Raw genomic sequence first — 14030 nt, forward strand, 5'->3', positions numbered from 1 at the left:
CCGTAAAGAAAGATGCGCTACATACAAGTGTAGCACCGTTCGTTACGTGTAAATTCCTTCATACGGTCGGGAGGTTTCTCGTCATTAATCACTGCCAGTGATGATGCAGCGCCTTTTCCTCTCACTTACGTTTGAGCGTAACGCTGACATCCCTTTGATAAGGATGTTAGGATGGTCAATGATTGATAATGACGGTAACAAGCATGTTAGACAATGTTTTGAGAATTGCCACACGCCAAAGCCCCCTTGCGCTCTGGCAGGCACATTATGTCAAAGACGCCTTAATGGCAAACCACCCCGGTCTGGTCGTTGAACTGGTTCCCATGGTGACCCGTGGCGACGTGATTCTGGATACCCCACTGGCAAAAGTCGGGGGTAAAGGTTTGTTTGTTAAAGAGCTGGAAGTCGCACTGCTGGAAAAACGCGCAGATATCGCCGTGCATTCCATGAAGGATGTGCCGGTCGAATTTCCTGAGGGTCTTGGGCTGGTCACTATTTGCGAGCGTGAAGATCCGCGTGATGCTTTCGTCTCAAATAAATACAACACGCTGGATGAGCTGCCAGCAGGTAGCATCGTTGGCACGTCCAGCTTACGTCGCCAGTGCCAATTGGCAAAACAGCGCCCGGATCTCATCATCCGCTCGCTGCGCGGCAACGTAGGTACTCGCCTCGGCAAACTGGACAACGGCGACTACGACGCCATTATTCTGGCCGTCGCTGGATTAAAACGCTTAGGGCTGGAGTCGCGAATCCGCGCAGCACTGGCACCAGAAGTGTCTCTGCCTGCGGTCGGACAAGGCGCTGTGGGTATCGAATGTCGACTCGACGATCAGCGCACTCAGGCACTGTTAGCGCCACTCAACCATGAAGAAACCGCCCTGCGCGTAAAAGCAGAACGTGCCATGAACACCCGCCTGGAAGGGGGATGCCAGGTTCCTATCGGCAGCTATGCGGAACTCATCAACGGTGAGATTTGGCTACGCGCGTTAGTCGGTGCGCCAGATGGTTCACAGATGGTATGTGGAGAACGTCGTGGCGCAGCGCAGGATGCGGAAAAAATGGGTATATCTCTGGCAGAAGAGCTGCTGGAAAACGGTGCACGCGCCATTCTGGCGGAAGTTTATAACGGAGATGCCCCCGCATGAGTATTCTGGTCACCCGCCCATCTCCCGCTGGGGAAGAGTTAGTGAGCCGTCTGCGCACACTGGGGCAGGTGGCCTGGAGCTTTCCGCTTATTGAGTTCGCGCCGGGCCGGGAACTGCCAACGCTTGCCTCCCGGCTTTCAGCGCTCACCGAAAACGATCTGGTTTTTGCCCTCTCACAGCACGCCGTGACCTTTGCCGATGCTCAACTTCAGCGGCAAGGGGTAAGTTGGTCCACTCTCCCGCACTATTTTGCCATCGGCCGTACAACGGCGCTGGCGTTGCACACCGTGAGCGGGTGCAATATTCACTATCCGTTGGATCGGGAAATTAGCGAAGTCTTGCTACAATTACCTGAATTACAAAATATTGCGGGAAAACGCGCGCTGATATTACGCGGCAACGGTGGCCGCGAGCTGATAGGTGAAACCCTGACTGCACGCGGAGCTGATATCGATTTTTGTGAATGTTATCAACGCAGTGCAAAACATTACGATGGCGCGGAGGAAGCGATGCGCTGGCAATCACGCGGGGTGAAGACGGTGGTTGTCACCAGCGGAGAGATGCTACAGCAGCTCTGGGCGCTTATTCCGCAGTGGTATCGTGAGCACTGGTTACTACGCTGTCGGCTGCTGGTCGTCAGTGAGCGTCTGGCGAACCTCGCCCGGGAACTGGGCTGGCAAGATATTAAGGTCGCTGATAACGCCGACAACGATGCGCTACTACGCGCATTACAATAACTCTCATAATGGGATGCCATAATGACGGAACAAGAAAAAACCTCCGCCGTGGTTGAAGAGACCAGGGAGGCCGTGGACACCACATCACAGCCAGTCAACAACACTGAAAAAAAGAGTAAGAACAGTACCGCACTGATTCTAAGCGCTGTGGCGATTGCTATTGCGCTGGCGGCAGGCGTGGGGCTGTATGGCTGGGGGAAACAGCAGGCCACTACGCAGACAGCAACCAGTGATGCGCTGGCAAACCAGCTCATGGCGTTGCAAAAAGCGCAAGAAACCCAAAAGGCCGAGCTGGAAGGCATTATTAAGCAGCAGGCAACGCAGTTGGATGAAGCCAATCGCCAGCAGACTGCACTGGCCAAACAGCTTGATGAGGTTCAGCAAAAAATCGCCACTATCTCCGGAAGCGATGCCAAAACCTGGCTGCTGGCGCAGGCCGATTTTCTGGTGAAACTGGCGGGGCGTAAATTATGGAGCGATCAGGACGTTACCACCGCCGCAGCGTTGCTGAAAAGCGCAGACGCCAGCCTGGCTGACATGAATGACCCCAGTTTAATTGCCGCTCGTCGCGCGATTACCGACGATATCGCCAGCCTCTCTGCGGTAACTCAGGTCGACTATGACGGCATTATCCTCAAGGTAAACCAGCTCGCTAACCAAATTGATAACCTGCGTCTGGCTGATAACGATACCGATGATTCACCGATGGATTCGGACAGCAGCGAGCTTTCCAGCTCCATTAGCGAATGGCGCGTCAATCTACAAAAAAGCTGGCAGAACTTTATGGACAGCTTTATCACCATTCGCCGTCGTGATGAAACCGCCGTCCCGCTACTGGCGCCAAACCAGGATGTTTACCTCCGTGAGAACATCCGTTCACGCCTGCTCGTGGCGGCGCAAGCCGTACCTCGCCATCAGGAAGAAACATACCGCCAGGCGCTGGAAAATGTCTCCACGTGGGTTCGCGCCTATTACGACACTGACGATGCGGCGACAAAAGCGTTCCTCGAAGAGGTCGATCAGCTGAGCCAGCAAAGCATCAGCATGGACGTACCGGAAACACTGCAGAGCCAGGTTATTCTTGAGAAGCTAATGCAGACTCGCGTGCGTAATTTGCTGGCCCAGCCATCCACATCACCGGCTGAAGCCGCACCTGCACCAGTACCTCAGGCAGATGCTCCGGCAACCGCGCCGCAGGGAGAATAATGATGCTAAAAGTATTATTACTCTTTGTACTGTTGATCGCCGGGATCGTCGTTGGTCCGATGATTGCTGGTCATCAGGGTTATGTTCTGATCCAGACGGATAACTACAACATCGAAACCAGCGTGACGGGTCTGGTGATCATTCTGATCGTCGCGATGGTCATTCTTTTTGCGATTGAGTGGCTGCTGCGCCGTATATTCCGTACTGGTGCGCATACCCGCGGCTGGTTTGTGGGGCGTAAACGCCGTCGTGCGCGTAAGCAGACCGAGCAGGCGCTGCTTAAACTGGCAGAAGGCGACTATCAGCAGGTTGAAAAGCTGATGTCAAAAAATGCCGATCACGCAGAACAGCCGGTGGTGAATTACCTTCTGGCGGCAGAAGCGGCTCAGCAGCGTGGTGATGAAGCTCGCGCTAATCAACACCTTGAACGCGCAGCTGAACTCGCCGGAAATGATACGATCCCAGTCGAAATCGCCCGCGTTCGTTTGCAGCTGGCCCGTAATGAAAACCATGCCGCACGCCACAGCGTAGACAAACTGCTGGAAGTGACGCCACGCCATCCGGAAGTCTTGCGCCTGGCGGAACAGGCTTACATTCGCACCGGCGCGTGGAGTTCTTTGCTGGATATCATTCCATCAATGGCGAAAGCGCATGTAGGTGACGAAGAACACCGTGCGATGCTGGAACAGCAGGCATGGGTGGGTCTGATGGATCAGGTTCGCGCCGATCAGGGCAGCGAGGGATTACGCGCATGGTGGAAAAACCAGAGCCGTAAGACTCGTCATCAGGTTGCCCTGCAGGTGGCAATGGCAGAACATCTGATTGAGTGTGACGATCACGATACGGCACAGCAAATCATCATCGATGGTCTGAAACGTCAGTATGACGACCGCCTGGTGCTGCCGATCCCTCGTCTGAAAACCAACAACCCGGAACAGATTGAAAAAGTACTGCGCCAGCAAATTAAAGTGGTGGGCGACCGCCCACTGCTGTGGAGTACGCTTGGTCAGTCATTGATGAAGCACGGTGAATGGCAGGAAGCTACGCTCGCCTTCCGTGCCGCGCTTAAACAACGCCCGGATGCATACGACTACGCCTGGCTTGCTGACGCGCTGGACAGACTGCATCAGCCGGAAGAGGCTGCAACAATGCGTCGTGATGGCCTGATGTTGACCTTGCAGAACAACAATCCCCCGCAGTAATTCCCTCTTGCCCGGTGGCGCTTCGCCTGCCGGGCAATCATCTACACAAAATCATTCCGGACGGATATGCATAAAAAAACGCCCGCTCGGTAAGGAGCAGGCGCTAAACAGGTCTGTATGACAACATAAATGGGTGCTTCACTCAACGTTATGTCCATGGTGTTTGATGAAGCTAAAGCGACATCTGTCAGTGGACGATAAGCACCGTAAACGGCTCTGCATCATTCCTGAGTTTATGAGACCTGATGGCGAACATAAGAGATGGAATGAGCATCTACCCGCATATTATTACACAGCGTATGCGGTGATTGCACTGTAAAAACCAGGGATTGCGGCTTTTTAGGACTTCATGACATTTGGGGGAGAAGAGGTACAAAAGTGAGGAACAGAAAACAAAAAACCCCGCCGAAGCGGGGTTCAAAATTGGTCGGCGAGAGAGGATTCGAACCTCCGACCCACTGGTCCCAAACCAGTTGCGCTACCAAGCTGCGCTACTCGCCGTTTTACTGCTTTTTGAATTTTTAGTTCAATTCTTTAAGTCGTGGTGCGAGGGGGGGGACTCGAACCCCCACATCCTAAGGACACTAACACCTGAAGCTAGCGCGTCTACCAATTCCGCCACCTTCGCATTTCACAACTTTAAATTAATGGGGTGGCTAATGGGATTCGAACCCACGACAACTGGAATCACAATCCAGGGCTCTACCAACTGAGCTATAGCCACCACTGCAAATCTTTTACGCGGTATTAAAACCACCGCAGCTCCGGCACCTAACTTAATGGTGCGCCCGACAGGATTCGAACCTGAGACCTCTGCCTCCGGAGGGCAGCGCTCTATCCAGCTGAGCTACGGGCGCTTAGCGCCGTTGCGGGGCTGGATATTACGGAGGTCTCGGTCTGCTGTCTAGTGCTTTTTTAAAATAAATTATCGTTTGGTCACGCTTTGTGCGTTTTGTCGCTTATTCCTCCAGTTTTTGGGCTACACCATGGCGATTCAGGCCAAAAACCTTATAAATGAGCGTTACTGCCAGCAAGAAACCAATGCCAACAAAAAGCGACATCCGGGTATCTTCATTAAAGTACATCCCAATTAATACGCAAATCAGGAATGCCATCGTCAAATAATTCGCCCACGGGAACAGAATGGAACGGAACGGATGGCTGGCTATCGCTTCCTTATGGGCCTGACGGAAACGCAACTGGCTAATCAGGATAACAAACCACGGCACCATGCCCGGCAGCACGCTGGCGCTATAGACATAAACGAACACCCGCTGCGGATTGGGAATGATGTAGTTCAGGCACGAGCCAATCAGCAAGATGGCGATAGAGATCGCCACGCCAGCGACCGGCACGCCGTGACGAGAGACTTTTCCGACGGCGGCAGGCAACTGGCGATTCTTTGCCAGCGCATAGAGCATACGACCACAGCTGTACATCCCGCTGTTACAGCCAGACAGCGCGGCCGTCAGGACCACAAAGTTGATAATCCCAGCGGCTGCCGTAATACCAATCCTGGCAAAAGTGAGAACGAACGGGCTGCCGTTACTGCCAATCTCATTCCACGGGAAGATAGTGACGATAACAAAAATCGCCCCCACGTAGAAAATCAGGATACGCCACAGGACCTTACCTACTGCGCTACGTAGCGTGACCTGCGGGTTTTTAGCTTCACCTGCCGTGATGCCGATCAGCTCCACGCCCTGATAGGAAGCAACCACAATACACAGCGCTGTCAGGAACCCTTTCCAGCCACCCGCGAAGAAGCCGCCATGTTCGGTCAAATTGCCAAAGCCAATCGCCTGACCACCGTTACCAAAGCCGAAGAAAATAACCCCTACGCCAATGACAATCATCACAATGATGGTGGTCACTTTAATCATGGCAAACCAGAATTCGATTTCACCATACAAGCGAACTGCTGCCAGGTTTGCCAGCGCCACCAGGCCCACCGCAATCAACGCGGGTATCCATTGCGCCATTTCCGGGAACCAGAACTGCACGTAGACCCCAATAGCGGTAATCTCCGAGATCCCCACCGCCATCCACATGAACCAATATGACCATGCGGTAAGATAGCCAAAGAAGGGGCTCATATAACGGTGAGCGTAAACGGCGAATGAGCCGGTGACCGGCTCCAGGAACAGCATCTCACCCATAGAGCGCATGATGAAAAAGACAAACAGCCCAGCGACGATATACGCCAGCAAAACCGACGGTCCCGCCCATTTCAGGGTACTGGCAGCCCCCATAAACAGTCCGACACCAATGGTCCCCCCAAGGGCTATCAATTCGATATGACGAGCCTCCAGCCCACGCTGTAGCTCAGATTTATTCTCTGCCATAGATCCTCTTGTCGTGTTTGCATTGTTTCCGGTATTACCGGTTATCGTTATGGGTACATCGTTTTTTTGCCATAACAGGCCATTCAGCACCGACCGCTTTACGGTTGGCGCCAAAAACACCACGGCACTGCAATGATTGTTGCGAATGGTTTCTTAAAATCGCCTAAATGGCAATTAAAGCATTCAAAAAATGAATAGATTGTGCGAGAAAGCAGCGATTATGTTGTGAATAAGTAGCGCGTTTAGCATAACGCGCTACTGAACAACGCAGAGGTGATGTCAGAGATTGCCGGTATAGTGCCAGCGGAGATAACGTAATAAACGAAGTTGGCGGGTGATACGACTCGGTTGCAGCAGCAAGCGATACAGCCACTCCAATCCCAGGCTCTGCCAGAATTTGGGCGCACGCTTTACGTGGCCGGTAAACACATCGTAGGTGCCACCCACGCCCATATACAGCGCATGTGGATGGACCTGGCGACAATCGCGCATAAAAATTTCTTGTTTCGGCGACCCCATCGCCACGGTAACAAGCTGTGCGCCGCTGGCATGAATACGCTCAAACAGCGCCTGACGCTGATCGGCGGTAAAATAGCCGTCCTGACTGCCAACAATATTGACGTGCCATTGTGCGCGCAATTTTGCCTCTGTTTGTGTCAGAACATCAGGCTTACCGCCAACAAGGAATACGGGCGTTCCTTCCTTCCCGGCGCGAGCCATCAGCGCTTCCCAGAGATCGGCCCCCGCCACACGTGATACCTGCGCCTGCGGGAATTTTTTGCACACGGAACGCACCACGCTGATCCCATCCGCATATTTAAACTCAGCGGCCTCGATCAACGTCCGAACCTCTGGGTTATCCTCCGCAGTCAACATTTTCTCGGCGTTAATTGCTACCAGCGTCCCCTGCCTGAGGCGTCCCTCAGCAAACAGGTAATTCAGCGCATGCTGCATATCGCGCCAGCCAATCAGTTCTAATCCGCGCAGTGAATACAGCGGCGCAGTTGTGTTATCTGTCATTACGATCCTTCAACCTGTGTCCGGGGCACCGACTTTATTCGTTTATGGATGAGTCCCGCACTATCAAACAGCCAGTACAACAATTTTGCCACCAACAGACAGACGCCGAAAATCACGAGGAAAAAGACCACTCGCGAGACAAACGAATCTAACCCTTCACGTGCCAAAACGATCATATTAAAAATGGCGCCGAAACAGAAACTATGCAAAATCGCTGACTTATAGCGATTAGTTTCCCGGTTACCTAATTCATACAACCAGTCGAACCATTTAATAATTAGGCCGACCACAATCGCACCTAACGGTATAAACAAGGCACCGCCCATCACCACCAGCGAACCAATCAGCGTCGGGGAGATAGCCAGGCCCGAGTGGTTGTTCAGCACTTCCCAGGTAAAATAGTTCGCGGAATTGAGCACAATGCTCGGTCGGCCCGGCCACAGCCAGGACGGTATAAAGACGTAGAAATCACGGACGATCGGCGCCAGCCCCTGAAACTCAATATTGTGGTAATTTTGCAGCAATAGCGCCAAATTCTCCCACGGCGAGAAGGTATCGCGCGTGAGGTACAGGAAAGTATAGAACGCCTCATCACCGCTGACGTTCATCCCGTAGCGCTTCAGCGCCAGCCAGAACATCCCGACAATACCCAGTACCCCCGCGGCAGCCAGCATCCACAGCGAAATCCAGCCGCGAATAATGCCGATAAACAGGAAAATGGCAAACGCGATAATAATATTGGCGCGGGTTCCGCCAACAATCATGTACGTCAGCAACCCAAATGCAACGGTACTCACCAGGAAGAACAGCCACGCTTTGCTGTCCTGACGCAGGAAGTAGACCACCAGCATCGCCGGAATGAAGAAGTAGAAGAAGCGTTTCAGAGCCACCCCGGAGACTTCACTGGAGAAAATCTGGCTATAGGATTGCAGCCTGAACAGCAGGAAACCGTTGTGCATAAAGAAAATGCCCACGCTCACCAGCGCAATCGCCATCAGGATAATCCAGGTCAAATGGGCTTCAACGCGATTGATGGTAAACAGCGGTTTGCGCGTTCTCTCCGGGCTCCGTTTCCGCAGGCGTGTTTTGTAGGTCACATAGTACACTGCGTAGAAGCAGGCAGCGGACAGCAACGCCTGCAGCAGAATTTCCGGCGGGGCCACCGCCACATCAAAGCGAAATACCAGCACGCTGGTCAACGGAAAACCAAAGAAAAAGGTCAATAAAAACAGCAATGAGAAGAAAACATTGAAGTTAAACCGCACGCGTCGGAATTCAAACCAGGTCAGCGTGGCGATAAACAAAGTTGAGAGCAGCCACACCACCAGCAGACCGCTGAATTGCATCAGACTCATACGGTTTCTCCTGAGGCAATGCGCAGCGCGTTATGCCACGGTTGCAGATAATTCGGGCTAAAGAAAGTAATTGCACTTTTATCAACCGATGCCAGCTGGCGCTGCGCCTCGCGTACGATGCCTTCATTGAGTACATCTGTCGTAAACAGAACCGGGATGTTTTGCTCTGCCATATCCTGCCAGAATGGGTTTTCACGGTTGAGCACGCACGGGATCCCCGCCTGAATCAGCAGACACAATGTGCCAATCCCCTGTTGACGGGCAAAAATAAAGTAACCCAGATCGCACTGACGCAGTAGCGCCAGATAGTCATCAAACTCCAGCTTTTCACTGAGAATTTGCAGATTATCGGCGCTAAATAACGCCAGACCCGCCTGGCGCACTTCATCAATATAGCCTGCATTATTTGCCGGGTAACCCATTGGCACAATCACGTTCACCGTATCACCAAACTGCTGATGAACAGCGCGTAGCGCGGCTACATGCTCATTACTGCGATCGCCAGAGTTTCCGACCAGGATCGTCATTTTCCCGCTTCGCTGGCGCTCATTGCTCATATTGTTCAGCGACGGATCCATACGGGTTGGGAAATAGAGCAATTCCCCGCGTACACGCGGATGCAGCTCAGCGAAATAGCTCAGATCGCCTCGCGTGGCAAAGACACAACCCACGCGGTTTTGCGCCATTCGACGAATCGGGTAAAACAGACGGAATTTCAGCCCACTGGAGACTTCATACAGATCGGCACCCCAAATATGCCAGTAAAACTGCTCAGGTTTAATCCCCCCGCTCAGCAATGCCAGCCACAGGCTAGTATTGAACTGCCCGTGAAAGAAGAAACGCTGCTGGCGATCCATCTTAGCTTTGGCGATAACGGCTTCAGCCAGCGCCTTTTTTCCGCCGTAGAAACGCAGTGATAATGCCGGGCAGCTCTCGCTAAATCCCGTATCCTGACCGGCAACCATAAACACGCGCGCGTGCTCGCTTGTTGCAGCCAACGCGTCGTTGAAGAACCGCAGCACGGTTTGATTATGGTGAGGGATATCCGATCCCAGAACGTGAATCAGTACAGTCATACCCGCCTACGCCAGAGTAAAAACACGCCACAACAAAGAGAAAAATAGACGATGTACGTTGCCATATAAGCCTGTGCCGCGCCCAGAGCACCGTGCGCGGGGATCAACCAGTGGGCAAATGCCGTCAACAAAATGAACTGGCTAATTTCGGCCAGAATATAAAACCGCAGCGAGGCCTTCGCGATCACCAGATAGCCAAATACGTAGGCACCCACTTTCAGTACATCCCCCACCAGTTGCCAGGCAAACAAATCACGCATGGCGGTGAATTTAGCGGAGAAAAGCAGCCAGATAGCAAAATCACGTAACAGCCAGACGGTAAAACTCGCGGCGGCAACTGCCGGCAATACAAATTTCAGCGACTTGATCACTTCACGCGTGATGTCGCGCTTTTCAGTCAGGCGAGACAGCGTTGGCAGCAGATACACACTGAATGAAGCGGTAATAAATTGCAGGTACGCATCAGAGATACTGCTCACCCCCTGCCAGATCCCCACGTCATCCCAGCTGTACTGCGCCGCCAATAGGTTTCGCATCATCACGTATGCCACTGGCAACGTTACGGAGGTAATCAGCGCCATCAACGTAAACTTGCTGAGTTTCCCTGCCAGGCCGTTGTCCCACGAGGGCTTCAGGTAATGCAGGGGGATCGCCCCGCGCTTAATCAGCATAATAGCGGCAGGGATAACGACCAACGCAGGTACCAGCGCCAGGCCCAGCAAGGCACCTTCGTATCCGCCCAACCGATAGCAGCCGTAGTAGGCCACGACGCCGACCAGGCTACCAATAATCAGCGATAGCGCATTACCTGCGGCATCGCGGAACCCTTTCATCAACGCCAGTAACAGGTTTGCCCAGGCAATTCCCATCTGTACCAGCGCAACCAGGCGTACCAACCCCTGAAAATGCGTATGACCAAACAATCCCTGGCTGATTGGCGCGGCCGCCAGCAGAAAAATCGCCGCCATCAGCGTAGAGAATCCCAACACCATTGCGGATGAAGTCCCCACCACCTGACGCAACCGCGCCGGGTCATCATGGTGCTGCGCAACGTATTTCGTGACACCGTTGAAAATCCCAGCGCCCGCCAACACGCCAAGCACGGTGACCATCTGACGGAAGTTTCCCGCCTGGCCCACACCCGCAGGGCCGAAAGAGACCGCCAGCAGTTTTACCACCAACAAACCCGCACCAATTTTTACCAGCGTACTGGTAGCCGTCCACAAGGACGCTTTAGCCAGTGACATATCAGGAGAAGTAGTTGAGTAAGGTCGTAATCACTGTGCGCTGGTTAACCGGCGACAGGTTGTAAAACAGCGGCAGACGCAGCAGACGTTCACTCTCTTTGGTGGTGTAACGATCGACCCCGGAAAACACGCCAAATTTATCGCCAGCCGGACAATCATGCAGCGGAATATAATGGAATACCGCCATAATTTCGGCTTCTTTCAGGAAGTTAATCAACGCCGTGCGATCGTCAATATCGCGCAGCTTGATATAAAACATATGAGCGTTCTGTGCACAACCTTCCGGGATGACGGGCAAATCAATACGCCCGGCACGCGCCAGCGGTTCGAGGGCATCATAATAATTCTGCCACAGCACCAGGCGCTGATGATTAATACGCTCCGCCGCTTCCAGTTGCGCCCACAGATAGGCAGCCTGGAGATCGGACATCAAATAACTGGAGCCAATATCACGCCAGGTATATTTATCAACCTGACCGCGGAAAAATTGACTGCGATTCGTCCCCTTTTCACGGATGATTTCTGCACGTTCAATTAATTTACGGTCGTTGATCAGCGTCGCCCCGCCTTCGCCGCCTGCGGTATAGTTTTTGGTCTCATGGAAGCTAAAGCAGCCAATATGCCCAATGGTCCCCAGCGCACGGCCTTTGTAGGTCGACATGACGCCCTGAGCAGCATCTTCCACCACGAACAGGTTGTACTGTGACGCCAACGCCATAATGGTATCCATTTCACAGGCAACCCCGGCGTAGTGCACCGGCACAATAGCGCGGGTTTTCTCGGTAATCGCCGCTTCAATCAGCGTTTCATCAATGTTCATGGTATCCGGGTGGATATCGACAAAGACGATTTTTGCGCCACGCAGCACGAATGCGTTCGCGGTAGAAACGAATGTATAACTGGGCATGATGACTTCATCGCCGGGCTGGATGTCCAGCAATAATGCCGCCATCTCCAGTGATGCGGTACAGGAAGGCGTCAGCAGCACTTTCTCACTGCCAAAATGCTGCTCCAGCCATTGCTGGCAACGACGGGTAAAACCACCATCGCCACACAGCTTGCCGCTGCTCATCGCTGACTGCATGTATTCAAGCTCGGTTCCCACCACCGGCGGTGCGTTAAATGGAATCATTTTGTCACCTGTATAACCAGTACGCGGTGCTTTCCACATTGGCACCGCTCTGTATATAACGTTTAAGCGCGGCGGTGTTGCCCATCTGGGTCGCCACCCGCAATGTTGTTTTACCGCGAGCCTGCGCCCAGCAAAGCGCAGCCTGCATGAGTTCGGCACCCGCACCACGACCAGCCAGTAAGCCAATACGTGCATCAGTATCATTGACGTCACGTAGTGAGACATAACCGCGAATCCCACCTGTCTGTGTGCGAAAAATGAGGCACTGATGATCGAACGTGCCCAGCACAGCGTTTTCTATCCACTGTGCATAAAAACGCGCACTGGCCTCCACGGGATACCACGGTGCGCGGAAACGACTTTGGGCGAACGCCTCTCCGGCCAGTCGACGCAGCAGCGGAATATCCGCAGCTTGCGCCACCTGTGCGCCGGGATTTTCACGGGCGCACGTAACCGGCAGAACAAAGTCCATCTCACCTTCGACCAGTGAAAAGCCCAACTGCTGTAAAGCATCTAATTCATACGTATTTGCAGCAGGAATTTTTGCCTGCACCCGTTCCCAGCGCTGTAAAACGTCTGCTGTCAGGAACGGTGCGTGCGGGTCAAACCGTACGATGGCGCTATTCACGCCAAAGAACGTATTTTCCCAATCCAGAGACTCAATACTGGCGCGGACGGGCACGAAGAAGCTCCAGCAAATATTGGCCGTAGCCTGTCTTGGCCAGAGAACTGGCGGCACGTCTTACACCGTCATCATCCAGCCAGCCATTGCGCCATGCTATCTCTTCCAGGCAGGCGATTTTAAAGCCCTGACGTTTCTCTACCGTCTGCACAAACGTGCTCGCTTCAATCAGACTGTCGTGCGTACCGGTATCCAGCCAGGCAAAGCCACGGCCAAGCAGCTCAACGGTCAGATTGCCATCGTCAAGGTACATCTGGTTAATGGAGGTAATTTCCAGTTCCCCACGCTCAGAAGGTTTCACGCGCTTTGCGTATTCCACGACCTTACTGTCGTAGAAATAGAGTCCTGTCACCGCCCAGTTTGATTTTGGTTCTTTCGGCTTCTCTTCCAGCGAGACTGCCCGAAAATTGTCATCGAACTCCACCACACCGAAACGCTCAGGATCCATCACCTGATAGCCAAATACCGTCGCACCTTGCGTTCTGGCAGCGACGTGGCGTAGTTTTGGACTAAATCCCTGGCCAAAGAAGATATTGTCCCCAAGCACCAGACATGACGGTTCGCCGTTAAGGAACGCTTCACCAATAATGAACGCCTGTGCTAAACCATCCGGACTGGGCTGCTCTGCATAGTGCAAATCAATACCGAACTCAGAGCCATCTCCCAGCAAACGCTGGAAATACCCTTTATCTTCCGGTGTGGTAATAATCAGGATCTCGCGAATTCCCGCCAGCATCAGTACCGATAGCGGGTAATAGATCATGGGCTTATCGTAAATAGGCAATAGCTGCTTCGATACACCGCGCGTAATGGGGTACAGGCGAGTACCTGAGCCACCTGCCAGAATGATACCTTTCATATGATCCCTCCTCCGGGCGCCAAA

12 protein-coding genes and 4 tRNA genes are annotated in these 14030 nt (G+C 53.2%); 4 read left to right on the forward strand and 12 right to left on the reverse strand.

All coding sequences use genetic code 11. The features are described 5' to 3' along the window. Positions 1 to 203 precede the first annotated feature (203 nt). From hemC to hemY, 4 genes are read left to right on the forward strand one after another with little or no spacing between them, the layout of a single operon-like run. Entirely contained in the window at positions 204 to 1145 is a 942-nt protein-coding gene (gene hemC / locus FDX19_RS13865; RefSeq protein WP_137383169.1) for a hydroxymethylbilane synthase, read from the forward strand. After that, entirely contained in the window at positions 1142 to 1882 is a 741-nt protein-coding gene (gene hemD, locus FDX19_RS13870) for a uroporphyrinogen-III synthase (RefSeq protein ID WP_137383170.1), read from the forward strand. The genes hemC and hemD overlap by 4 nt, the downstream gene beginning before the upstream one ends. A 21-nt stretch (positions 1883 to 1903) precedes the next feature. After that, a complete protein-coding gene (gene hemX, locus FDX19_RS13875) occupies positions 1904 to 3088 on the forward strand; it encodes a uroporphyrinogen-III C-methyltransferase (RefSeq protein ID WP_137383171.1) in 1185 nt (394 codons plus the stop codon). A gap of 2 nt (positions 3089 to 3090) precedes the next feature. Then, positions 3091 to 4290: a protoheme IX biogenesis protein HemY gene (hemY, locus tag FDX19_RS13880; protein WP_170974384.1), complete on the forward strand. Its 1200-nt coding sequence runs from the start codon at positions 3091 to 3093 to the stop codon at positions 4288 to 4290. Positions 4291 to 4714: 424 nt separating this feature from the next. Here hemY and FDX19_RS13885 read toward each other — a convergent pair. The 12 genes from FDX19_RS13885 to rfbA form a co-directional block, all read right to left on the reverse strand. Next, a tRNA-Pro gene (locus tag FDX19_RS13885) sits at positions 4715 to 4791 on the reverse strand. Between the two features lie 41 nt (positions 4792 to 4832). Continuing rightward, positions 4833 to 4918, reverse strand: a tRNA-Leu gene (locus tag FDX19_RS13890). A gap of 20 nt (positions 4919 to 4938) precedes the next feature. After that, positions 4939 to 5014 (reverse strand) — tRNA-His (locus FDX19_RS13895). Positions 5015 to 5070: 56 nt separating this feature from the next. Further along, positions 5071 to 5147 (reverse strand) — tRNA-Arg (locus tag FDX19_RS13900). A gap of 102 nt (positions 5148 to 5249) precedes the next feature. Beyond that, complete coding sequence (locus FDX19_RS13905) at positions 5250 to 6635, reverse strand: amino acid permease (RefSeq protein WP_137383173.1); 1386 nt, start codon at positions 6633 to 6635, stop codon at positions 5250 to 5252. Positions 6636 to 6914: 279 nt separating this feature from the next. Then, positions 6915 to 7655 carry a lipopolysaccharide N-acetylmannosaminouronosyltransferase gene (gene wecG, locus FDX19_RS13910; protein ID WP_005133328.1) on the reverse strand — a complete coding sequence of 247 codons (741 nt, stop codon included), beginning with the start codon at positions 7653 to 7655 and terminating at the stop codon, positions 6915 to 6917. Beyond that, a complete protein-coding gene (gene wzyE / locus FDX19_RS13915) occupies positions 7655 to 9010 on the reverse strand; it encodes an ECA oligosaccharide polymerase (protein WP_137383174.1) in 1356 nt (451 codons plus the stop codon). The genes wecG and wzyE overlap by 1 nt, the downstream gene beginning before the upstream one ends. Then, positions 9007 to 10086 (reverse strand): TDP-N-acetylfucosamine:lipid II N-acetylfucosaminyltransferase, encoded by a 1080-nt coding sequence (locus FDX19_RS13920; protein ID WP_137383175.1) that lies wholly within the window; start codon positions 10084 to 10086, stop codon positions 9007 to 9009. The genes wzyE and FDX19_RS13920 overlap by 4 nt, the downstream gene beginning before the upstream one ends. After that, positions 10083 to 11333 carry a lipid III flippase WzxE gene (wzxE, locus tag FDX19_RS13925; RefSeq protein WP_137383176.1) on the reverse strand — a complete coding sequence of 417 codons (1251 nt, stop codon included), beginning with the start codon at positions 11331 to 11333 and terminating at the stop codon, positions 10083 to 10085. The genes FDX19_RS13920 and wzxE overlap by 4 nt, the downstream gene beginning before the upstream one ends. A gap of 1 nt (position 11334) precedes the next feature. Beyond that, positions 11335 to 12465 carry a dTDP-4-amino-4,6-dideoxygalactose transaminase gene (gene rffA / locus FDX19_RS13930; RefSeq protein WP_137383177.1) on the reverse strand — a complete coding sequence of 377 codons (1131 nt, stop codon included), beginning with the start codon at positions 12463 to 12465 and terminating at the stop codon, positions 11335 to 11337. Between the two features lie 4 nt (positions 12466 to 12469). Next, complete coding sequence (rffC, locus tag FDX19_RS13935; RefSeq protein WP_137383178.1) at positions 12470 to 13147, reverse strand: dTDP-4-amino-4,6-dideoxy-D-galactose acyltransferase; 678 nt, start codon at positions 13145 to 13147, stop codon at positions 12470 to 12472. Further along, entirely contained in the window at positions 13125 to 14006 is an 882-nt protein-coding gene (gene rfbA / locus FDX19_RS13940; RefSeq protein ID WP_137383179.1) for a glucose-1-phosphate thymidylyltransferase RfbA, read from the reverse strand. Before rfbA ends, rffC begins: the two co-directional genes overlap by 23 nt. Positions 14007 to 14030: the final 24 nt, after the last annotated feature.

Origin of the sequence: Citrobacter sp. wls619, assembly GCF_005281345.1 — a bacterium.
GTDB lineage: Bacteria > Pseudomonadota > Gammaproteobacteria > Enterobacterales > Enterobacteriaceae > Citrobacter.

Coding starts and splice junctions, on each gene's coding strand:
- hemC (WP_137383169.1), top strand. CDS start 204: ATGTTAGACAATGTTTTGAGAATTGCCACACGCCAAAGCCCCCTTGCG.
- hemD (WP_137383170.1), top strand. CDS start 1,142: ATGAGTATTCTGGTCACCCGCCCATCTCCCGCTGGGGAAGAGTTAGTG.
- hemX (WP_137383171.1), top strand. CDS start 1,904: ATGACGGAACAAGAAAAAACCTCCGCCGTGGTTGAAGAGACCAGGGAG.
- hemY (WP_170974384.1), top strand. CDS start 3,091: ATGCTAAAAGTATTATTACTCTTTGTACTGTTGATCGCCGGGATCGTC.
- FDX19_RS13905 (WP_137383173.1), bottom strand. CDS start 6,635: ATGGCAGAGAATAAATCTGAGCTACAGCGTGGGCTGGAGGCTCGTCAT.
- wecG (WP_005133328.1), bottom strand. CDS start 7,655: ATGACAGATAACACAACTGCGCCGCTGTATTCACTGCGCGGATTAGAA.
- wzyE (WP_137383174.1), bottom strand. CDS start 9,010: ATGAGTCTGATGCAATTCAGCGGTCTGCTGGTGGTGTGGCTGCTCTCA.
- FDX19_RS13920 (WP_137383175.1), bottom strand. CDS start 10,086: ATGACTGTACTGATTCACGTTCTGGGATCGGATATCCCTCACCATAAT.
- wzxE (WP_137383176.1), bottom strand. CDS start 11,333: ATGTCACTGGCTAAAGCGTCCTTGTGGACGGCTACCAGTACGCTGGTA.
- rffA (WP_137383177.1), bottom strand. CDS start 12,465: ATGATTCCATTTAACGCACCGCCGGTGGTGGGAACCGAGCTTGAATAC.
- rfbA (WP_137383179.1), bottom strand. CDS start 14,006: ATGAAAGGTATCATTCTGGCAGGTGGCTCAGGTACTCGCCTGTACCCC.